General features: G+C 35.2%; 19 protein-coding genes. 17 read left to right on the forward strand and 2 right to left on the reverse strand.

The genetic code is table 11. The features are described from left to right. The first annotated feature begins 9 nt into the window (after positions 1-9). The 10 genes from eutL to eutJ all read left to right on the forward strand — a co-directional run bounded on the left by eutL (position 10) and on the right by eutJ (position 7,048). A complete protein-coding gene (gene eutL, locus OL233_RS02450) occupies positions 10-666 on the forward strand; it encodes an ethanolamine utilization microcompartment protein EutL (RefSeq protein ID WP_275470777.1) in 657 nt (218 codons plus the stop codon). 19 nt (positions 667-685) lie between these two features. Then, complete coding sequence (locus OL233_RS02455; RefSeq protein ID WP_275470778.1) at positions 686-1,147, forward strand: BMC domain-containing protein; 462 nt, start codon at positions 686-688, stop codon at positions 1,145-1,147. A gap of 20 nt (positions 1,148-1,167) precedes the next feature. Beyond that, a complete protein-coding gene (locus OL233_RS02460) occupies positions 1,168-2,649 on the forward strand; it encodes an acetaldehyde dehydrogenase (acetylating) (protein ID WP_275470833.1) in 1,482 nt (493 codons plus the stop codon). 61 nt (positions 2,650-2,710) lie between these two features. Continuing rightward, complete coding sequence (gene eutM / locus OL233_RS02465; RefSeq protein WP_211330806.1) at positions 2,711-2,992, forward strand: ethanolamine utilization microcompartment protein EutM; 282 nt, start codon at positions 2,711-2,713, stop codon at positions 2,990-2,992. A 101-nt stretch (positions 2,993-3,093) separates the two neighbouring features. Further along, positions 3,094-3,732 carry an ethanolamine utilization phosphate acetyltransferase EutD gene (gene eutD, locus OL233_RS02470; protein ID WP_275470779.1) on the forward strand — a complete coding sequence of 213 codons (639 nt, stop codon included), beginning with the start codon at positions 3,094-3,096 and terminating at the stop codon, positions 3,730-3,732. 3 nt (positions 3,733-3,735) lie between these two features. Continuing rightward, entirely contained in the window at positions 3,736-4,329 is a 594-nt protein-coding gene (locus OL233_RS02475) for a hypothetical protein (protein WP_275470780.1), read from the forward strand. Between the two features lie 2 nt (positions 4,330-4,331). Then, positions 4,332-4,601 (forward strand): EutN/CcmL family microcompartment protein, encoded by a 270-nt coding sequence (locus OL233_RS02480; RefSeq protein ID WP_126830410.1) that lies wholly within the window; start codon positions 4,332-4,334, stop codon positions 4,599-4,601. Between the two features lie 36 nt (positions 4,602-4,637). Further along, positions 4,638-5,735, forward strand: coding sequence for an ethanolamine utilization protein EutH (gene eutH, locus OL233_RS02485; protein ID WP_275470781.1), 1,098 nt, complete (start codon positions 4,638-4,640; stop codon positions 5,733-5,735). Between the two features lie 2 nt (positions 5,736-5,737). Beyond that, complete coding sequence (locus OL233_RS02490) at positions 5,738-6,190, forward strand: cupin domain-containing protein (RefSeq protein ID WP_126830405.1); 453 nt, start codon at positions 5,738-5,740, stop codon at positions 6,188-6,190. 18 nt (positions 6,191-6,208) lie between these two features. Then, positions 6,209-7,048, forward strand: a complete 840-nt coding sequence (eutJ, locus tag OL233_RS02495) for an ethanolamine utilization protein EutJ (RefSeq protein ID WP_275470782.1) — start codon at positions 6,209-6,211, stop codon at positions 7,046-7,048. Between the two features lie 101 nt (positions 7,049-7,149). Here eutJ and OL233_RS02500 read toward each other — a convergent pair whose 3' ends face one another. Beyond that, a complete protein-coding gene (locus OL233_RS02500) occupies positions 7,150-8,034 on the reverse strand; it encodes a Rossmann-fold NAD(P)-binding domain-containing protein (protein WP_275470783.1) in 885 nt (294 codons plus the stop codon). Positions 8,035-8,263: 229 nt separating this feature from the next. Here OL233_RS02500 and parE point away from each other — a divergent pair, with 229 nt between their 5' ends. After that, on the forward strand, positions 8,264-10,366 hold the full coding sequence (gene parE / locus OL233_RS02505; protein WP_275470784.1) for a DNA topoisomerase IV subunit B: 2,103 nt from the start codon (positions 8,264-8,266) through the stop codon (positions 10,364-10,366). A 16-nt stretch (positions 10,367-10,382) separates the two neighbouring features. Next, a complete protein-coding gene (gene parC / locus OL233_RS02510; protein WP_275470785.1) occupies positions 10,383-12,839 on the forward strand; it encodes a DNA topoisomerase IV subunit A in 2,457 nt (818 codons plus the stop codon). A gap of 21 nt (positions 12,840-12,860) precedes the next feature. On the opposite strand, the gene OL233_RS02515 is transcribed toward parC, so the two are convergent. Continuing rightward, positions 12,861-13,073: a helix-turn-helix domain-containing protein gene (locus OL233_RS02515; protein WP_275470786.1), complete on the reverse strand. Its 213-nt coding sequence runs from the start codon at positions 13,071-13,073 to the stop codon at positions 12,861-12,863. 140 nt (positions 13,074-13,213) lie between these two features. Between OL233_RS02515 and OL233_RS02520 the strand changes: the two genes are divergently transcribed. The 5 genes from OL233_RS02520 to OL233_RS02540 all read left to right on the forward strand — a co-directional run bounded on the left by OL233_RS02520 (position 13,214) and on the right by OL233_RS02540 (position 21,032). Next, on the forward strand, positions 13,214-13,693 hold the full coding sequence (locus OL233_RS02520) for a hypothetical protein (RefSeq protein WP_275470787.1): 480 nt from the start codon (positions 13,214-13,216) through the stop codon (positions 13,691-13,693). Between the two features lie 484 nt (positions 13,694-14,177). Next, entirely contained in the window at positions 14,178-16,424 is a 2,247-nt protein-coding gene (gene pflB / locus OL233_RS02525) for a formate C-acetyltransferase (protein WP_126830394.1), read from the forward strand. A gap of 88 nt (positions 16,425-16,512) precedes the next feature. Further along, on the forward strand, positions 16,513-17,283 hold the full coding sequence (pflA, locus tag OL233_RS02530) for a pyruvate formate-lyase-activating protein (RefSeq protein WP_275470788.1): 771 nt from the start codon (positions 16,513-16,515) through the stop codon (positions 17,281-17,283). A gap of 277 nt (positions 17,284-17,560) precedes the next feature. Beyond that, positions 17,561-19,207 carry a DUF5011/hyalin repeat domain-containing protein gene (locus tag OL233_RS02535; RefSeq protein ID WP_275470789.1) on the forward strand — a complete coding sequence of 549 codons (1,647 nt, stop codon included), beginning with the start codon at positions 17,561-17,563 and terminating at the stop codon, positions 19,205-19,207. A 196-nt stretch (positions 19,208-19,403) separates the two neighbouring features. Next, complete coding sequence (locus tag OL233_RS02540; RefSeq protein WP_275470790.1) at positions 19,404-21,032, forward strand: hypothetical protein; 1,629 nt, start codon at positions 19,404-19,406, stop codon at positions 21,030-21,032. Positions 21,033-21,037: the final 5 nt, after the last annotated feature.

Genomic DNA, 21,037 nt, shown 5'->3' on the forward strand with positions numbered 1-21,037 from the left:
GAAAATTAAATGATTAATGATTCATTAGGTGCTAACGTTTTAAGTGTGAAAATCATTGCAAACGTAGACGCTGGTATGGCTAAAGCGTTAAACTTAGATCCTCAAAAACACCGTAGTTTAGGTATGATCACCTCTGATTGTGATGATGTGACATACGTTGCTTTAGATGAAGCAACTAAATCAGCAGCAGTTGAAGTGGTATACGCTAAAAGTATGTACGCTGGTGCTGGAAACGCTAGTACTAAATTTGCAGGTGAAGTGATAGGTATTATTGCTGGTCCATCACCAGCAGAAGTTAAAAGTGGGTTAGATACAGTTGTTCAAGAAATTGAAAATAGCCCTGGTTTCATCAGTGCTAACGAAGATGATAGTGTTCCTTATTTTGCACATTTAATCTCTCGTACAGGTACTCACCTATCAAAAGAAGCAGGAATTAAAGAAGGTGAAGCACTAGCTTACCTAATCGCTCCTCCTTTAGAAGCTATGTACGCTTTAGATGCTGCTATCAAAGCAGCAGATGTGGAAGTAGCAGCTTTTTACGGCCCACCTTCAGAAACTAACTTTGGTGGTGCATTATTAACAGGTAGTCAATCTGCGTGTAAAGCGGCATGTGATGCCTTTGCTCAAGCAGTAGCATTAGTTGCGGCAAACCCAACAATGTATTAATCCAAAGGAGGCAATAACCTTGTCTATTCAAGCTTTAGGCCTTATTGAAGTTAATGGTTTTCTTGGAGCAGTTGCAGCAGCAGATGCAGCACTTAAAACAGCTGATGTTCAGTTGATTAGTGCTGAGAAGATTTCTGGTGGTATTACAACAATTCAATTATCAGGCAATGTCTCAGCTGTTCAAGTAGCAGTTGAAACAGGGAGTCGTGTTGCGAATGACCTTACATGTTTAAGATCTAGTCACGTCATTCCACGTCTAGCGGATGAAGCTGCAGAAATGGTTCTTTCTTCTTTAAATAAAGAACCAAAAGCAGAAATGAAATCTGTCATAACTGAAGAACAAGTTGAATTACTCCCTGTTGGAGAAGCTAAACCTGAAATACCAAACAATTCAACAAGCGCAAAAAAAGAAACCGTTAAAAAACAATCAACAAAAAAAGCATCAAAAACTTCTTCTACAAAAAATAAGAAGAAAAAATAAACAAGGAGGCGTAATTTTTGGTGAATTTACAAGATAAAGATTTATTATCAGTTCAAGAAGTAAGAAACTTATTAAGAGAAGCGACTGCAGCTCAAAAAGAACTATCAACTTTCTCACAAGAAAAAATTGATACAATTTGTAAAGCAATTGCAGATGCTGCTTATAATGAGCGTGTGAAATTAGCAAAAATGGCTCGTGAAGAAACTGGCTTTGGTATTTGGGAAGATAAAGTAGTTAAAAATTCTTTCGCATCTAAAGTTGTTTGGGAAAATATTAAAGATATTAAATCAGTTGGTATCATCAACGAAGATAAAGTTCGTCGTGTTACTGATGTGGCTGTACCAGTTGGTGTTGTTGCAGGATTAATTCCATCGACAAATCCAACATCTACAGTGATTTACAAAGCTTTAATTTCAATTAAAGCCGGAAACAGTATCGTTTTCTCACCACATCCAAATGCTTTAAAAGCAATCTTAGAAACAATCGAAATCATTCGTAACGCTGCTGTTGCAGCTGGCTGTCCTGCTGGAGCTATTAGCTGTATGACAGTTCCAACTATTCAAGGTACATCTGAATTAATGAAGAATGACTTAACAAACTTAATTTTAGCAACTGGTGGATCTGCAATGGTTAAAGCGGCTTATTCATCTGGTACGCCAGCGATTGGTGTAGGACCAGGTAATGGACCAGCCTTTATTGAGAAATCTGCAAACATCCCTATGGCTGTTAAACGTATCATGGATTCAAAAACATTTGATAATGGTACAATTTGTGCCTCTGAACAATCAGTTGTTGTTGAAGAAGTGAGCAAAGCTGCAGTTGTTGCTGAATTTAAAAAGAATGGTGCTTACTTCTTATCAATCGAAGAGGCTGCCAAATTAGAAAAATTCATTATGCGTGCTAACGGAACAATGAACCCACAAATCGTAGGGAAATCTGTTCAAGATATCGCAACATTAACGGGTCTTTCTGTACCAACTGGAACTCGTGTCTTAATTGCTGAAGAAACTCGTGTTGGCGATAAAGTGCCGTATTCTCGCGAAAAATTAGCACCAATCTTAGCTTTCTACACAACTAAGAATTGGGAAGAAGCTTGTGAATTAAGCATTGATATTTTAAATCATGAAGGTGCAGGTCATACTTTATGCTTGCATACTGAAGATGAAAATGTTGTCCGTGAATTTGGTTTAAGAAAACCAGTTTCTCGTTTACTAGTTAATGCTCCTGGAGCACTAGGTGGTATTGGTGCGGCTACTAATATGATGCCAGCCTTAACATTAGGTTGTGGTGCTGTTGGTGGAAGTTCAACATCAGATAATATTGGACCTGAAAACTTATTCAATATTCGTCGTGTTGCTTATGGCGTACGCGAATTAGAAGAACTTCGTGGTGAAGATGCTTACTTAGTTGAAGGTAAAACAACTGCTTCAACAAACACATCAGTAAAATCAGAAGACGTTTTAATTAACACAATAGTTGATGCTATTTTAGCAAAACTATAATAATTGGTTATAATCTATTTATAATATAAAAAAAACATATACTATTAGGAGGAATTTTATTATGAACGCAAATGCATTAGGAATGATCGAAACTAAAGGGTTAGTAGGAGCAATTGAAGCAGCAGACGCTATGGTTAAAGCAGCAAACGTAACACTTATTGGTAAAGAACAAGTAGGTGGCGGATTAGTAACAGTTATGGTACGTGGTGATGTTGGTGCAGTTAAAGCTGCTACTGATGCTGGTGCTGCAGCTGCAGAACGTGTTGGAGAATTATTATCAGTACACGTTATCCCTCGTCCACATTCAGAAGTTGACGAAATCTTACCAAAAGTACAAGGTTAATTTCTAAATACACCAGCTTTTTTTAAAAGTTGACATGAAAGGGTATATTTAACTTTTAAATATACCCTTTTCTATAATTAAAATGTGGTAGGAGGTATAGTATGACTGATTTAGATATCAATGTATTAGTACGTGAAGTTGTTTCTCGTATTAAAACTGAAAACAAATCTTTTGAAGTGGAAGCTAGTGGTCGTCACGTCCATTTAGACCGTAAAACAATTGATTTATTATTTGGTGAAGGCTACCAATTAACAAAGGCTAAAGATTTATCACAACCTGGACAATATGCTTGCCAAGAAAGAATCTCTCTTGTTGGTCCTAAAGGCGTTCTAAGAAATGTCATCATTTTAGGTCCAGAAAGAAGTGACTCTCAAGTAGAAGTGTCATTAACAGATGCCCTTATTCTTGGAGTAAAAGCACCAGTTAAAGAAAGTGGCGATATTGAAGGAACACCAGGTATCGTTTTAATGAATGGCTTAAAAGTTGCTTCTCTTGAAAAAGGGTTAATTGCAGCAAAACGTCATGTACATATGACGCCAGAGGACGCTGAACGTAATAACGTTGTTCAAGGTGAAATTGTACAAGTTAAAGTTGAAGGTGAACGACCATTAATCTTTGATGATGTTGTTATCCGTGTGAGTCCAAAATTCGCAACATACATGCACATTGATTATGATGAAGCAAATGCTTGTGGATTCAAAAAAGGAACACAAGGTCATATCATTAAAAAGCAGGCGTAATTTATGATGGATATAGAGGCATTAGTAACCTATATAACTGATAAAATTATGTTGCAACTTGCTAATGGCAGTGAGTCCAACAACTCAAAAAAACTTTATATTTTAGGAGAAACAACTAACCAAATAGAGCAATTTATTTCGGATAATGATTATGTAAGGTCAACTGATCATCAGGTAGCAGATGCTATTTTAGTGGCTGACTTATCTGTGAGTTTACTTAGTCAAGTTGCTTTATTCTCTCCTCAATCAGATGAATCTACGTGTTTACTTTCTTTTTTTAAAGAAAAGAAACCTGTATTTATAGTTAAAGATAGTTTATCTTATACAGATGAAGTTGAAAAACTTCCTTATTTGATGGGTAAAGTAATTAAAGACTATGAAGCAACGTTAGAATCATTTGGTGCAAAATTTGTAGAGTGTTACAAGCAAGAAAACAATGAGAAACGACAAGTTTTGACATATGATAAACTTGGTAAGTTAGGTTTGGAAATAGGCTCAAAATTTGAAGTAAGTGAAGGAACAATTGTAACGTCGCTTGCAAAAGATTATTTGAGAGAAAAACAAATCACACTTATATATAGAAGAAAAGAGGAATAACTATGTTAATCGGGACAGTCTCAGGTAGTCTATGGGCTACTAGAAAAAATGAAAAATTAAATGGTTTGAAGTTTTTATTAGTTGATATTGAAGCGGATGAAAAAACATCAACACCCCAAACTCTAGTTGCAGCGGATAATGCTGGAGCAGGGTTTGGTGACATGGTTTTAGTCACAATGGGTGGTTCAGCCCGTGTCGCTTTAGATGATCCTGAAACTCCCGTTGACGCGGTTATTGTCGGCATTATTGACTCGGTAGAGCGTCAAAATTAAAATCGCTCTGCCTAATAAGAGGAGGGTTTTATTTAAATGGGTATCAATGAAATTATTATGTACATTATTGCTTTTTTCATGATTCTGGGAGGAATTGATAAGTGTCTAGATAACAAATTTGGTCTAGGTGAACAATTCGAAGAAGGAATTATGGCAATGGGTTCACTGGCTTTATCTATGGTCGGAATTATCACATTAGCCCCTGTATTGGCTAATGTTTTAGAACCAGTTGTTGTTCCAGTATACAAGTTCTTGGGTGCTGACCCCGCGATGTTTGCAACAACATTACTTGCAAACGATATGGGTGGCTTCCCATTAGCTGTACAAATGGCTGAAACTAAAGAAGCTGGACTTTTCGCCGGTACAATTTTAGGTGCTATGATGGGACCTACTATCGTGTTTACAATTCCAGTAGCATTAGGTATCATTCAAAAAACAGACCATAAATACTTAGCAACAGGTGTTTTATCAGGAATGATTACAATTCCAGTTGGTGCTTTTGTTGGTGGTTTAGTTGCAGGTTTCCCTGTTATGATGATTCTTAAAAACTTAGTTCCAATCGTTATTGTTGCTGCATTAGTTATGGCTGGACTTTGGTTCAAACCAGAAGCAATGATTAAAGGATTTACTGTTTTTGGTAAATTTGTCGTTATGGTAGCTATTATTGGTTTAGTAATTGGTGCGTTAGATCCATTAGTAGGAATTAAAGTACCTGGCATTACTCCTGTATCAGAAGGTATTAGTACCGTTGGTGGTATTGCGTTAACATTAGCAGGAGCGTTCTGTTTAGTGTTCGTTATCACAAAAGTATTCAAAAAACCTTTAATGGGATTAGGTAAAGTATTAGGTATGAATGAAGTTGCAGCTGCAGGTATGGTAGCGACAATGGCTAATAGTATTCCAATGTTCCAAATGATGAAAGATATGGATGCTCGTGGTAAAATCATCAACGTTGCGTTCGCTGTATCAGCATCATTTGTATTAGGAGATCATTTAGGATTTACTGCGGGTGTGGCTCGTGAAATGATTTTCCCAATGATCGTAGGGAAATTAGTTGGTGGTGTGACTGCTGTTTTCGTTGCAATGTTCATGGCTAATCGCATGATTAAAAATGAAGAGAAAGTAGGCGCTTAATAATGGCAGATCAAAGCAGAGAGTTAATTGAAAAAGTAGTTCGCGAAGTACTTTTAGAGAAATTTTCAGGTCTTTCAAGTCTAACAAAAACGGTTGATCCTAGTGGCGTGTTATCTGTAAAATTACCAATGCTAGAAGTTAATGAAGATGATCGTTTAGACACAGGTAACCCTGCGCATAAAGTTTACTGTAAAGATTTAGTAACACTTGAGGAAAGTCCTCGTTTAGGTTGTGGTCTTATGGTCATGAAAGATACAACATTTGATTGGACACTTGAATATGATGAAATCGACTATATTATTGATGGAACATTAACAATCATTATTGACGGTCGTCGTATTTCAGCAGGTCCAGGGGAAGTTATTTTAATCCCTAAAAATACATCTATTCAATTCTCAGTAGAAGGGGACGCACGTTTTGTGTATGTCACTTACCCTGCTGACTGGAATTCGTAGAAATTAGGTGGTGAACTAATGGTTGATTTACAAAAAGCAAATAGTCTTCTTAAAGAGTTTAATAGCATTGTTAATACAAAAAAATGTCGTAAATTTAATAAAAATGAGCCTTTAAAAGTCGGAATTGACTTAGGAACATCTTCTATCGTTTTGGCAATATTAGATAAAAATGATGCTCCTGTATATGGGAGTTTTGAGTTTGCTGAAGTTATTCGTGATGGATTAGTTGTAAACTATGTTGAGGCGGTTCAAATTGTGTCTCGCTTGGTACGAGATGCTGAAGAGGTTCTTGGTTTAGATATCACAGAAGCTGCTACAGCCATACCACCAGGGACAATTGGTAATGATAAAAAAGTAGTATCTAATGTTTTAGAGTCTGCAGGTTTAGAGGTGACATGTGTTATTGATGAACCAGAAGCAGCGGCGTGCTTACTTAATATGACGCACGGAGCTGTTATTGATGTGGGCGGTGGAACAACAGGTATTAGTGTTATCGAAGAGGGTGAAGTTGTTTTAAGCTTAGATGAGCCCACAGGTGGTGCTCATATGTCTTTAGTTCTAGCAGGGTATTACGCTATAACCGTACCAGAAGCAGAAGTATTGAAGCGAGATAAGTCTAAAGAAAAAACGAATTTCATTATTATTAAACCAGTTGTCGATAAAATGGCGGCTATTACACAAGGTATGTTGGCACAACACCCCATTGAACCGTTATACGTTGTTGGGGGCGCAAGTTATTTTGAGGATTTTGTACCGACGTTTTCAAAGTATTTGAAAATGCCAGTTGAACGTCCAGATTATCCGCAATTTGTGACACCATTAGGAATTGCCAAAGCAAGTATTCGTACGATTGATTAGAGATACTACCTGAAATTATATTTCAGCTTGTATAAATAAAACTACTTACTTAAGAGGTCATGCTAAGTAAGTAGTTTTTTTAGTGTATTAAAATATAACTATTATTTTATTTGATTATAGAGACGTGTCATTAAGGCAGGTAGCCAATCATCAAGCTCACTTACTGAGTAACCACATCCTATAAGTGTCGCTACAGACATTGGATTAGGGTATTTAGCAAAAGGAGATAACTTATCCCATGTAGTATCTTCATAAGCGATAGAAAGTTCATCCTTTTCAGATGCCTGACCTAGACGTGTAATAAACTCATCTGTTGTATAGATTTGGTTAGACGCTAAGTTTAAAGGTCCAACGATAGAAGAGTTTACAACAAATTGAAGCATGTTAGGTATTTCAGATGCCCTTACAAAAGAGAAGCGACCGTTGCCATTTTGAAATTTAATGGTCTCGTTATTTTTGATAGCTCTTAGGTAAAAATGCAAACGCTCCGTATAATCATCATCATCTAAGACTACTGGAAATCTTAAAAAGGTTACAGGGTTAGAGTAGTTGTGAGTAAAATAATGCTCAGCTTGGCGTTTACCTTCGCCATAATCAACAGGTGTTGTGTCATCAAAGATATGTGAGGCTGCGGTAAAATCAGTTTCTATAAAACCATTTTTTGGAGGTGTTCCTTTGTAGACAGCAAGGCTAGAAGTAAGGAGATAATGTGAGACTTCTTTTAGGTGTCTACACGTAATTTCTGCATCCTCTTTAGTGAAACAAATATTATCAAAAACAACATCCCAGTGGGTGTTAGTTAATTCTATCCAAGCAGGATGGTCGGCATTTGAACGATCGATTTCAATACGATTGACCGTATCACCAAATGAGTCAGGGGTTAACCCTCTTGTAGCGATGGTTACCTGGTATCCTAAACGTAGGAAAGAGGCAACAACTTTTTCACCGAAAAAGCGAGTCCCACCAAATACTAGTAGTTTTTTCATAAAAAAACCTTCTTTCTTTTAATCTGTTAGTTTATTATACCGTATATAAAGAGTAAATCGTAGAAAAATGAGGGGAATGACTTTCTAAATTTGTATTAAATTGACCGAAGAAATAAGGTTTCTCTTTTAAATTAGAGCGTTTTAGAGTATGATTAAGAATGGTGTAGCCTAGACTACGTTAGTTGTGCACGATGTGTTGCATAAAAGCTTGAAGTAAGGGAGTTATATAATGAGTAAAAAAGTGACGAATGATTACAATGATGCTTCCATACAGGTCTTAGAAGGACTAGAAGCAGTTAGAAAACGTCCCGGTATGTACATCGGTTCGACAGATGGCCGCGGTCTTCATCATTTAGTGTATGAAATTGTAGATAATGCAGTGGATGAAGCTCTATCAGGTCATGGTAATGAGATAGAAGTAACGATCCACAAAGATAATAGTATAAGCGTACAAGATTTTGGGCGTGGTATGCCGGTCGGTATGCACGCATCAGGCGTCCCTACTGTACAAGTTATTTTTACGGTATTACACGCGGGTGGTAAGTTTGGTCAAGGTGGCTATAAAACCTCTGGTGGCCTTCACGGAGTAGGGGCCAGTGTTGTAAATGCTTTGTCTTCATGGTTAACAGTTAAGATTGTTAGAGATGGCATCGAATATAAGCAAGAGTTCGAAAAGGGTGGAAAACCTGTGGGTACTCTTGAAAAAATAGGGAAAACAAGTAAGAAGAATGGAACATACATTCATTTCTTACCAGATGACTCTATCTTTTCTGTTACTAAGTTTTCTTATGATACTTTAGCAGAACGTTTAAGAGAATCAGCTTTCTTATTAAAAGGTGTTAAAATTACGATTACTGATGAACGTTCAGAAGAAAAAGTGGTTGAAGTTTTTCATTATGAAGAAGGTATTAAAGAGTTTATCTCTTATTTAAACGAAGAGAAAGATGACTTAACACCTGTGATTTATTTTTCAGGTGAAAAAGAAGGCATCGAAACAGAATGTGCTTTCCAATATAATGATGGCTATTCTGAAAATATCTTGTCCTTCGTTAACAATGTTAGGACGAAAGATGGCGGTACTCACGAAGTTGGAATGAAAACAGCCATTACTAAAACATTCAACGAATATGCTCGTAAAGTTGGGCTTTTAAAAGAAAAAGATAAGAACCTAGAAGGTAGTGACTTTAGAGAAGGGTTAACAGCCGTGATTTCTGTTCGTATTCCTGAAAACTTACTACAGTTTGAAGGTCAAACGAAAGGTAAATTAGGAACACCACTTGCTCGTTCTGTTGTTGAATCAACAATAAGCGAACAAATGGTCTTCTACTTACAAGAAAACAGTGAAATGAGTCAAATGCTGGTTCGTAAAGCGATTAAAGCCCGTGAAGCTAGAGATGCCGCTCGTAAAGCCCGTGAAGAAAGCCGTACGGGGAAGAAAAAACGTAAAGGTGAGTCGCTATTGTCAGGGAAATTAACACCTGCACAGTCGCGTAACCCTAAACGTAATGAATTGTACCTAGTGGAGGGGGATTCTGCCGGAGGTTCTGCTAAACAAGGACGAGATAGAAAATTCCAAGCTATTTTACCACTTCGAGGTAAAGTTATTAACACTGAAAAAGCTAAGATACAAGATATCTTAAAAAATGAAGAGATTAACACGATGATTTATACAATTGGTGCTGGAATTGATCCAGATTTCTCTTTAGAAGACTGTAATTATGACAAAGTTATTATTATGACCGATGCGGATACCGATGGGGCTCATATTCAAACGTTACTTCTAACGTTCTTTTACCGTTTTATGAAACCATTGGTTGAAGCAGGTAAAGTTTATATTGCCTTACCACCACTTTACAAGGTGTCAAAAGGTGTCGGTAAAAAAGCTAAGATTGATTATGCTTGGACAGATGAAGAACTAGCTACAAGCACTGCTAAGATGGGTAAAGGTTACATGATTCAACGTTACAAAGGACTGGGTGAAATGAATGCTGATCAGTTATGGGAGACAACAATGGATCCTGAGACTAGAACGCTTATCCGTGTTACATTAGATGAAGACGAAGGTGAAGCAGGAAGTAATGAACGTATTGTTTCAACGCTAATGGGTGACAAAGTAGAACGTCGACGTACATGGATTGAAAATAACGTTGCCTTTACGTTAGAAGAAGAAGGCAGTATTTTAGAACATGTCGATGAAGAAGATACTCCCAAAGTAACATCTACAGCAGAAGTGGATAAAACCCCTGTTTCAGAACGTGTTATTATCGAAAATTATAGAGATACAGACAATAAGAATGATGAAGAAATCACATTGTTTGATTTAGAGGATTAAGGAGGCCAAATCAGTAATGACTAATCCACGTGATGATATTCAAGATATAGCATTAAAAGAAGTGATGGGCGATCGATTTGGTCGCTATTCAAAATATATTATTCAAGAACGTGCGCTACCAGATATACGTGACGGGTTAAAACCCGTACAGCGTCGCATCTTATTCTCAATGGACCAAGATGGCAATACCTTTGATAAAGGTTTCCGTAAATCGGCTAAGTCTGTCGGTAATATCATGGGTAATTATCACCCACATGGAGACAGTAGTATTTATGAAGCGATGGTTCGTATGAGTCAGGACTGGAAATTGCGTGATGTTCTGATTGAGATGCATGGTAACAATGGTAGTATGGATGGTGATCCACCTGCTGCGATGCGTTATACAGAAGCACGTTTATCAAAACTAAGCGGTCAATTGTTAGAAGATATTGAAAAAGAAACGGTTGATTTTGTTTGGAACTTTGATGATACAGCAAAAGAACCAACTGTATTACCTGCAAAATATCCTAATTTACTTGTTAACGGATCAACAGGGATTTCAGCAGGTTACGCGACAGAGATTCCGTCACATAACTTAGGTGAAATCATTGATGGCACGATTCATTTGATTGATCATCCTGATGCGACATTAGATCAACTAATGACGTATATCCCAGGTCCTGATTTCCCTACAGGTGCGATTTTACAAGGGAAAAAAGAACTTAAACAAGCCTACGAGACAGGAAAAGGTCGCGTTGTCTTGCGTTCAGTGACGAAGATTGAACCGCTTAAAGGGGGAAAGCAACAAATCGTTATTAATGAAATTCCTTATGAAGTCAATAAAGCCAGTCTTGTTAAAAAGATGGATGAAATTCGTCTAAATAAAAAAGTAGATGGTATCGCTGAGGTCAGAGATGAAAGTGACCGTACAGGTTTACAAATTGTTGTAGAGCTTAAAAAGGATACAAATGCTGAAGGTATATTAAACTATCTATTCAAAAATACGGATTTACAAGTAAACTATAATTTTAATATGGTCGCAATTGATAACCAACGTCCTCACCAAGTAGGGTTAAAGCGCATTTTAGAAGCGTATATCGCCCATCGTCGTGAAGTTATTCGTCGTCGTAGTGAGTTTGATTTATCTAAAGCTCAAAAACGCCAACATATTGTGTCAGGTTTGATTAAAGCTTTATCTATTTTAGATGAAGTCATTGCAACTATTCGCGGTAGTAAAGATAAACGTGATGCGAAGGCTAACTTAGTAAAAGAGTATCAATTTACTGAAGAGCAAGCAGAAGCGATTGTGTCACTGCAATTATACCGTTTAACAAATACTGATATTACTGCGCTAGAAGCAGAAGCAGAAGAGTTATCACTTTTAATTTCATTGTTACAGGCTATTCTTAGTGATGAAACAACGTTGTTAAGTGTTCTGAAAAAAGAACTTAAAGAAGTGAAGAAAAACTTTTCAACGCCACGTCTTACCGTTATTCAAAATGAGATTGAAGAGATTGTGGTTAATACAGAAGTCTTAATCGCTCAAGAAGAGGTAATGGCGACGGTTACGAAAGAAGGGTATGTGAAACGTAGTAGCATGCGCTCATTTGGTGCATCAAGTCCTGACGAAATAGGGATGAAAGAAACAGATGAATTAATTTTTGCTAAGCAGTTAAGTACGTTAGATCATTTGTTGATGGTTACGAATAAAGGAAATATGATTTATCGTCCTGTTCATGAATTACCTGACTTGAGATGGAAAGATGTTGGAGAACATTTATCAACTCAATTAAGCGGTTTAGCTGTAGATGAGCATATTTTAGCAGTCTTTGATTATCAAAAACTGTCTGAAAGCAAAAACTTCATCTTTATTAGCCGAGGCGGATTGATTAAACAAAGTAAAATGTCTGATTTTACACCGTGGCGTACTTACAAAGGTCGTCCGACACAATGTATGAACTTGAAAGCAGATGATGAAGAAATTGTTAATTGCTATTTAGTGGAAGAAGCGATTGAGTATGACGTGTTACTTGCGACACATCTTGGATTCGGTTTACGTTATCCAATTAATGAAGTGCCAGTAGTAGGAGCACGAGCGGCTGGTGTTAAATCAATCAACCTTAAAGAAAGCGATTATGTTGTAAATGGTGTATTGATTGAGCCAGATATTAAAACGGCTATTACATTAATCACGCAACGTGGGGCAGTGAAGAGGATGGTAACACAAGAGATGCCTGTTCTATCACGTGCTAAACGTGGTTTGATGATGATTAGAGAATTGAAGAGCCACCCACATCGTCTTGTCTTTATGGGATTAAGTCATAAAGCGCAATTTGAAGTGATTACTCAAAATAATACTCGTTACTCAGTAGAAGAAATGGACTTTCCACTGAGTGACCGCACATCTAATGGCTCATTCCTAGGGGATGAAAAGAAAGATGGCGAAGTTTTTGAAGTGAAAACTGAACTAACTGTAGTATTGAAACAAGATTAAATAAAAAACACCATGAGATTTTTACTCATGGTGTTTTTTTATCCCTAAAAGAGAATCCACTGTTGTATTGTATAAACTTGCTAAAAGGATAAGGTGTTCAATTGTGGGACATCCACGCCCGTTTTCCCATCCAGAAATAGCTTGTCTAGAAATACATAATTTTTCAGACACTTCAATTTGCGAAAGAGCGGCACGTCTGCGGTAATGTGTCAGTTGTTTAGAAATATCTTTCATAACAGAACACTCCTTATTTGAAGGTAGTTTTTACTATTATATCATCTTATTGTCGAAATAAAGAAATGTAAAGTTAGCCGTTCTTATAGATTTTAAGTTTATAGATTATAATTAAAGTATATAAGATAGGAGGCTTAGGAATGACGCAACCTAATTTTTATGAATCGATTAAAACTAGATTATCTTTAGATTACTTGGTAGGTAATATCTCTAATCATTCTTTAAAATCAGGCTATATACTGTTAATCGCAGTAGTAGATAGTCATGCGCTTTTTGGATTGGTAGCTTTGCCAATTTTTCTAGAGGGTGAAGAGTTAACATTTAGAACGTTAGACGGCTTTGTTACAAGTTTATCAAAATTTGATAGTATTTTTATTTTTTGGTTGTTATTAGGGCTTATTTTAATAATACACGCTGCTCTTGTCCTATATCATTATCGACGTAAGCATTTTTTAAAAGGCTCCCTCAATATTCCGATGATTGTGGCTATTGTTTTAGTAGGTATTTTTCAAATGAAATTTCAAAAAATTGCTATATCGTTATCAGCGATTACTACATTTAGTTATTATATTGGTTATTTCTGGTTGAAAAGAACGAAGGTATTTTATGAAAAAAAATAATCATTTAGTGTTAGTTGCAGATTTATTTATCGTATTGATAGTAGGTCAATCTGCAAAAGTCTATGCTTATTATTCAGGAATAGTGCAGAGAATAGATATTCTCAATATTCCGATACCTAAACTGAATTATGCATGGTGAGTTTAGTTTTATGACTATAAAAGAGTAAGGTCAATCTGTTGATTAATCTTGCTTTTTTTGTTTGAGTTGCCTGTTATAGAATATTGAAGCAAAAAAACATCTGTTATAACACAGTTAGTGACGTGTTTCACTGATGTTGCTAAGGCTTACACTATGTGTTTGTACATTGTTTTTCAAACTAAAAACACTATTAATAGAGGGATTGAAGCGTTTTAATGTGATTATTAAGCTTCACATAATATTTTTTTGAACATTTCTATTGTGATTTTTTTATCTTGTGTTATACTGTATTTATAAACCTGTTACATATGATTTATATCATATAATTTTAAGGAGGCCTATAAAATGGAAGCATGGAATGGTTTTAAAGGTAAACAATGGAAAGAAGAAGTAAACGTTCGTGACTTTATTCAAGCGAACTACACTGAGTACACTGGAGATGATAGTTTCTTAGAGCCTATCGCACCAAGTACAGACAAATTATGGACTAAATTACAAGAATTATTCGACGTTCAACATGAAAAAAATGGTGTATACAACATGGATACAAACATCCCTGCTACTATCACATCACACGAACCTGGATACTTAATTAAAGAAGAAGAAACAATCGTTGGTTTACAAACTGATGAGCCACTTAAACAAGCATTTATGCCTTTCGGTGGAATTAACATGGCTAATAATGCGTTAACATCAAATGGTTTTGAAGCAGATGCTGAAATGACTCACATCTTCACTGACTACCGTAAAACACATAACCAAGGTGTATTTGATGCTTACACGCCTGAAATGCGTTCAGCACGTAAAAACAAAATTATCACTGGTTTACCAGATGCTTACGGACGTGGACGTATCATCGGTGACTACCGTCGTTTAGCTTTATATGGTATTGATTACTTAATGGCTCAAAAAGCTAAAGACCATGCTAACACAGGTAACAAAGTAATGACTGATGATGTTGTTCGTTTAAGAGAAGAAATCTCAGAACAATACCGTGCATTAGGAAAAATTAAAGAAATGGCAGCAGGCTACGGTTTCGATATCTCTAAACCAGCTGTAAACTCTAAAGAAGCTATCCAATGGTTATACTTTGGTTACTTAGCTGCAATCAAATCACAAAATGGAGCTGCAATGTCTATCGGACGTATTTCAGCATTCTTAGATATCTACATCCAACGTGATTTAGAAAACGGTGTTATCACTGAATTCGAAGCTCAAGAAATGATCGACCACTTAATCATGAAATTACGTATGGTTAAATTCGCTCGTACTCCTGAGTACAACCAATTATTCTCTGGTTACCCAATCTGGGCTACTTTATCAATCGCTGGTATGGGATTAGATGGACGCTCATTAGTTACTAAGAACGATTTCCGTATCTTACATACATTAACTAACATGGGACCATCACCAGAACCAAACTTAACAGTTTTATATTCTTCAAAAGAGCCAGAAGGTTTCAGAACATATGCTGCTAAAATCGCTAAAGAATCTTCATCAATCCAATTTGAAAATGATGATTTATTACGCGCTAACTGGGGATCAGATGACTGTGCTATTGCTTGTTGTGTATCTTCAACAGTTATGGGTAAAGACATGCAATTCTTCGGAGCTCGTGCTAACTTAGCTAAAGCTGTTCTTTATGCTATCAATGGTGGGGTTGACGAAATGACAAAAGCTCAAGTAGCTCCTAAATTCCGTCCAATGACTGGCGATAAATTAGATTACAACGAATTCATCGAACGTTACAAAGACATCATGGATTGGTTAGCTGAATTATATGTTAACACTTTAAATGTTATTCACTATATGCATGATAAATATGCATATGAAGCACCACAATTAGCATTCATGGATTCAGATTTAAAACGTACTTTCGCAACTGGTATCGCTGGTATCTCTCATGCTGCTGATAGCTTAATGGCTATTAAACATGGTGATGTTGAAGTTATCCGTGACGAAAATGGTTTAGCAATTGATTACAAACCAACCAAAGAATTCCCAACATACGGTAACGATCAAGAAGAAGCAGATGCTACTGCTAACTGGATCTTAGATTACTTCATGACTCAAATTAAACGTCAACACACTTACCGTAACTCTACACCTACAACGTCATTATTAACAATCACTTCAAACGTTGTTTATGGTAAAGCTACTGGTAACACACCTGATGGCCGTCGTGCTGGTAAACCATTAGCACCAGGTGCTAACCCATCTTACCAAGATGGTAAATTCTTAGGAGAGAAAAATGGTCTTTTAGCATCATTAAACTCAACTGCTCGTTTACAATACACTAATGCCTTAGATGGTATTTCAAATACTCAAACAATTAACCCTAACGGTTTAGGTAAAGACGACGAAACTCGTATCAACAACTTACGTAACGTTATGGACGGATACTTCGATAAAGGTGGCTACCACTTAAACGTGAACGTATTTACTAATGAATTATTATTAGATGCACAAGCTCATCCAGAAAAATATCCTAACTTAACAATCCGTGTATCTGGATATGCAGTTAAATTCCGTGATTTAACTCCAGAACAACAAGCAGACGTTATTTCAAGAACATCACATGATCATATGTAATTTTTTGAAACATCTGTTATAATAAACACATAATTTTAAAGGGGTGACTAATTAGTCATCCCTTTTATGATAAGGATGGGGATTTAAAATGACTAAACCTGTAGTAGGGCGTATACATTCAACAGAAAACTTCGGAACCGTTGACGGACCTGGTGTTCGTTTTATCATCTTTACGCAAGGCTGTCGCATGCGTTGTGAATTCTGTCATAATCCAGACACTTGGGAAATCGGAACTGGTAAAGAGGTAACAACTGATCAAATGATTGAAGAAGCACTTAAATATCGCAGTTATTGGGGTGAAAAAGGTGGTATTACGGTAAGTGGAGGAGAGCCGCTGCTGCAATTAGACTTTTTAACAGACCTATTTAAGAAAGCTAAAGCTTTAGGGATTCATACTACTATAGATACTTGTGGTAAACCATTTACTCGTGAAGAACCTTTTATTAGTGAATTTGAAGAACTTTTAGAATATACTGATTTAATTTTATTTGATATTAAACATATTGATGCTGAGGGACATAAGCGTTTAACACACCAACCTAATGATAATATCCTTGAAATGGCTCAGTATCTGTCTGAAAAAGGCCAACCGGTTTGGATTCGTCACGTATTAGTTCCAGAACGTACAGACTATGATGAATTCTTAATTCGTTTAGACGAATTTGTTAAAACACTTAAAAATGTCGATAAATTCGAAGTACTTCCGTATCACACAATGGGTAAATTTAAGTGGGAAGAGTTAGGTATTCCTTATCCACTAGAGGGAATTAATCCGCCTGAAAAAGAACGTGTTGAAAATGCTAAGAAATTATTGCATGTTGATGATTACAAAGGATTTGAATCGCAAACTTATAAATAAAAAAGCTAAAGCTGTTATTTTATATACAGCTTTAGCTTTTTTTTGTTATTATCTTCTATAATATTAATGTAATAATAAAATATAATTTGTTCAATTTTTATTATCAGAATTCTATTAAAGTATTATTATAGCGCTGTTTTATCAGGTTTTTAATATTAGATCCTATTAGATTTCACAATTTTATTTTATTTTATTTTTATTTTACTAAAATTATTAAAAAAAAATTTAACGTTATAAGTGTTATTATAATTTTATAAACAAGGAGGAGAAATACAACATGACTAAAAAAACAATCGTATCAAAATCAGTGAAATACCTTATGTTAGCATCAGTTTTAGGCACAACATCATTATCACTTATGAATGGGGTAACTGCTAGTGCAGCTGTGGTTCAACCTGAAATTTCAGAAATTATCGCAGAAAGTAACGAAGCTCAAAACTCAGCTATCTCATATGTAGATAAAGAAGGCTATATGCAAGTATTACCAATCGCAGAAGGAGCTACTGTTTCAATTTCTGGTTCAAATAGAACTTTAACAATCAAAACTCCAGATGGTAAAGTTTCAATCGATTCACCACAAGAACTTGTTCTTAAAGGAATTACTATTTCTGGTAACTCAACTATCGGAACTGATTCACTTGCAAAAATTACAATTGACGGAGTTACATGTCAACGTGGTTTAGAATTATCAAAATTAACTAACTTAGAAGAAGTAGTTGTTAAAGATTCATCATTCGGTACTGGAAGCGGATGTTGCCACGGATGGTCATTCTCAATTTCTAAGTCAGCTAAATTAACTAGCTTAGTAGTTGATAATTCAACTTTCGAAGATGATTTCCAAATTGCTAGCAATAAATCATTAGCAACTGCATACGTTTCTGAATCAACTTTCAAACAAAATGTACGTCCTAAATACAACAAAAAAGGTTACTTTACAGAATTTGTAAATAACACATTTGTTCGTGACGGCAAAAAATTAAAATATATCGGTGCTGGCTGTCATAATGAAGATATCTTCTTCATCAATAGAACAGGCGAAGCAATTGGTATGAAAGATGACAAACGTTTTGATGCTACTAAAGACGGTAAAGTAACATATACGACTGCGGATGGCGAAAAGAAAGATGTTGTTGTTCCTGCAGGTGTTAACATTTCTTCAGTATCTGCTAACAAAGATACTTATAGCTTTAAATTATCAAATAAAGAAACTTTCAAAATTACTGGTGCTACAGAGTTAACTTTCAGAAACGTTAACATTACTGGTAATATTAGTTTCGGAACAAGCTGTCATAAAACAATGAACTTAGAGTCATTACGTTTTGTATACTCAAAAACTAGTTCTGTAAAAGTTAATAAAGCACCAAAATTAAAAAATATCGAAATCCATGGTACTGAAATGACTAACCCTCATTCATGTAAAGGGATTAACTTCTCAAATAATGAAGCTTTAGAGCGTTTTGTTGTTCAAGATTCTGAAGTATATTCAAAACTACAACTTTCAAATAGTTCAAAAATGAATTCATTTGTTATGAATAATGTATATGCACCAGGCTATGTTGAAGCATATCGTTTAGGAACAGTAGAATTAGAAATTAGCAACACTAAATTTGATAATATTTTAGGTAGTACTCAAGGTATCGCTGGTGAAGCTGGCCGTCAAACTTTAGACAATGCTCCAATAATTAAAGCAAATTCAGTTGCTCAATTTGAACCCGGCAATGAAGTTTCATATGAAGAATTTTTAAAAGCTATTAAATTTTCAGCAACAGATGTAGAAGATGGCGATTTAACAGATAAAGTTGAAGTTATTGGCTTCGAAGAAATTGACTTCTTCGAAGAAGGTGAGTACCCAGTATCATTCACAGTAACTGATTCAGATTATAACAAAGTTACATTTGATATTATGGTCGTTGTTGTATTTTAATTTTAAAAACCTATCTCTTCAGAGATAGGTTTTTTTAGTCCAAAAGATTATTTGTTCAATTAAATACAAATACTGAATTAATATATTTAGTAAAAGGAATTTTTTTTCATTTTTTTAGAATCTTTAAAATTTTAAAAAAAAATGAAAAGATTCCATATGTTATATTATCTACAGATAAACAAAGGAGGAATTTAATATGTCAAAAAAATCTATTATGTCAAAAACTGCTAAATATTTAATGTTAGCATCAGTTCTAGGAACTACTGCCCTTACAGTAGTAAATACTTCAGTAGCAAGTGCTTCATCTGAAAAAATTGAAATGGTGAATCAATTCAAGTTAATGGATCGTGATGCTAAAGATTCAGCAATTACATATGTTGCTGAAGATGGGTCATTACAAGTTTTAGAGATTCCTAAAGATACGAAAATTGAAGTTCGTGGTCATAACGATCGTTTAGATGTTAAAATTGGTAAAAAGACTACAAAAATTAATAACCCTAAAGAAATCATTTTCAAAGGTATTACAGTTAAAAATTTAGTTCCTTTCTATACTGATAGTGTAGAAAAAGTTATGTTAGATGGCGTTAATTTTGAAAAAGGTACTGACTTCTCAGTATTAAAAGGAATTGATACTTTACTAGTTAAAGATTCTACTTTTGGTGCTACTGATTATTCATTAGCTATCCATTCAGCTCCAAAATTAACTACTTTAGAAATTGATAACTCATCATTTAATGCAGATATCAGAATCTATGACAACCATGCTTTAGTCTCTTCATTAATCTCTAACTCTACTATTAAAGATGATGTACGTGGCGACAACAATGCTAAAGGATACTTTACTGACTTCCAAGGTAACTCAATTGTTCGTGGAAAATACCAAAAACAATTAACTTCAGCAGGCATGAATGCTAATTCAATTTTCTATATTAATAAAAAAGACGGTGTTGCAATTGGCGATACTAAATTTAATGCTGAAAAAGATGGTAAAATTAAAGTTAAATATGAAGATGGTTCTAAAGGTGAAGTTGTTATTCCAGCAGGATTATCAATCACAAGCATGACTGATAAAAAGAACACAATTACTTATAAATTATCAGATGATAAGAAAAAATCTTATACAATCGAAAATGCTAAAGAAATTATCTTCAAAAACTTAAATATTGATACAACTATTTCATTTGTAAATAAACGTTTACGTTTAGAATCATTAACATTTGATAGCTGTAAAACACGTTTAATTGATGTGGCATATAGCGAAACTATGAAAGAGGTTAAAGTTGTTCGTACTGAGATTTCACAATCAAGTGGTTATTTAAGTATCTATAATAACAAAGCTCTTAAATATGTTGGCTTACAAGATTCAACTGTTGAAGGTGGATCAGGATACATTTCAGTTTATAACAATAAAACATTAGAAGAATATGTTATGAATAATACATATAACTATGGTTACTTATCAGCTTACAACATTGGAAATGCAGATCTTAAAATTAGTAACTCTCAATTTGATGATTACATTTCTACAGATGCTAATATTCAAGGCGAAGGTTCTCGCGTAACAGTAGGTGAAGTACCTGTTATCAAATGTCCTGAAGTTGCAATCTTCGAACCTGGAAATGAAGTGTCTATGAGCGAATTTATTAAAGCTCTTAAATTATCAATTACAGATGCTGAAGATGGCGATATTACTGATTTAGCAGTTATTAAAGGTTTTGAAGATATCGAATTCTTTGAAGAAGGCGAATATCCTGTAACAATTTCAGTAACTGATTCAGATGATAATATTGTTGTTAAAGATATTATTGTTAACGTTACATTTTAATAGTT

The sequence above is a fragment of the Vagococcus proximus genome (assembly GCF_029143285.1).
In the GTDB taxonomy this organism is placed as follows: domain Bacteria; phylum Bacillota; class Bacilli; order Lactobacillales; family Vagococcaceae; genus Vagococcus_D; species Vagococcus_D proximus.

What these genes read in the sequence shown, in the direction of transcription:
- eutL (WP_275470777.1), top strand. Translation starts at nt 10, where the DNA reads ATGATTAATGATTCATTAGGTGCTAACGTTTTAAGTGTGAAAATCATT.
- eutM (WP_211330806.1), top strand. Translation starts at nt 2,711, where the DNA reads ATGAACGCAAATGCATTAGGAATGATCGAAACTAAAGGGTTAGTAGGA.
- eutD (WP_275470779.1), top strand. Translation starts at nt 3,094, where the DNA reads ATGACTGATTTAGATATCAATGTATTAGTACGTGAAGTTGTTTCTCGT.
- OL233_RS02475 (WP_275470780.1), top strand. Translation starts at nt 3,736, where the DNA reads ATGATGGATATAGAGGCATTAGTAACCTATATAACTGATAAAATTATG.
- OL233_RS02480 (WP_126830410.1), top strand. Translation starts at nt 4,332, where the DNA reads ATGTTAATCGGGACAGTCTCAGGTAGTCTATGGGCTACTAGAAAAAAT.
- eutH (WP_275470781.1), top strand. Translation starts at nt 4,638, where the DNA reads ATGGGTATCAATGAAATTATTATGTACATTATTGCTTTTTTCATGATT.
- OL233_RS02490 (WP_126830405.1), top strand. Translation starts at nt 5,738, where the DNA reads ATGGCAGATCAAAGCAGAGAGTTAATTGAAAAAGTAGTTCGCGAAGTA.
- eutJ (WP_275470782.1), top strand. Translation starts at nt 6,209, where the DNA reads ATGGTTGATTTACAAAAAGCAAATAGTCTTCTTAAAGAGTTTAATAGC.
- OL233_RS02500 (WP_275470783.1), bottom strand. Translation starts at nt 8,034, where the DNA reads ATGAAAAAACTACTAGTATTTGGTGGGACTCGCTTTTTCGGTGAAAAA.
- parE (WP_275470784.1), top strand. Translation starts at nt 8,264, where the DNA reads ATGAGTAAAAAAGTGACGAATGATTACAATGATGCTTCCATACAGGTC.
- parC (WP_275470785.1), top strand. Translation starts at nt 10,383, where the DNA reads ATGACTAATCCACGTGATGATATTCAAGATATAGCATTAAAAGAAGTG.
- OL233_RS02515 (WP_275470786.1), bottom strand. Translation starts at nt 13,073, where the DNA reads ATGAAAGATATTTCTAAACAACTGACACATTACCGCAGACGTGCCGCT.
- OL233_RS02520 (WP_275470787.1), top strand. Translation starts at nt 13,214, where the DNA reads ATGACGCAACCTAATTTTTATGAATCGATTAAAACTAGATTATCTTTA.
- pflB (WP_126830394.1), top strand. Translation starts at nt 14,178, where the DNA reads ATGGAAGCATGGAATGGTTTTAAAGGTAAACAATGGAAAGAAGAAGTA.
- pflA (WP_275470788.1), top strand. Translation starts at nt 16,513, where the DNA reads ATGACTAAACCTGTAGTAGGGCGTATACATTCAACAGAAAACTTCGGA.
- OL233_RS02535 (WP_275470789.1), top strand. Translation starts at nt 17,561, where the DNA reads ATGACTAAAAAAACAATCGTATCAAAATCAGTGAAATACCTTATGTTA.
- OL233_RS02540 (WP_275470790.1), top strand. Translation starts at nt 19,404, where the DNA reads ATGTCAAAAAAATCTATTATGTCAAAAACTGCTAAATATTTAATGTTA.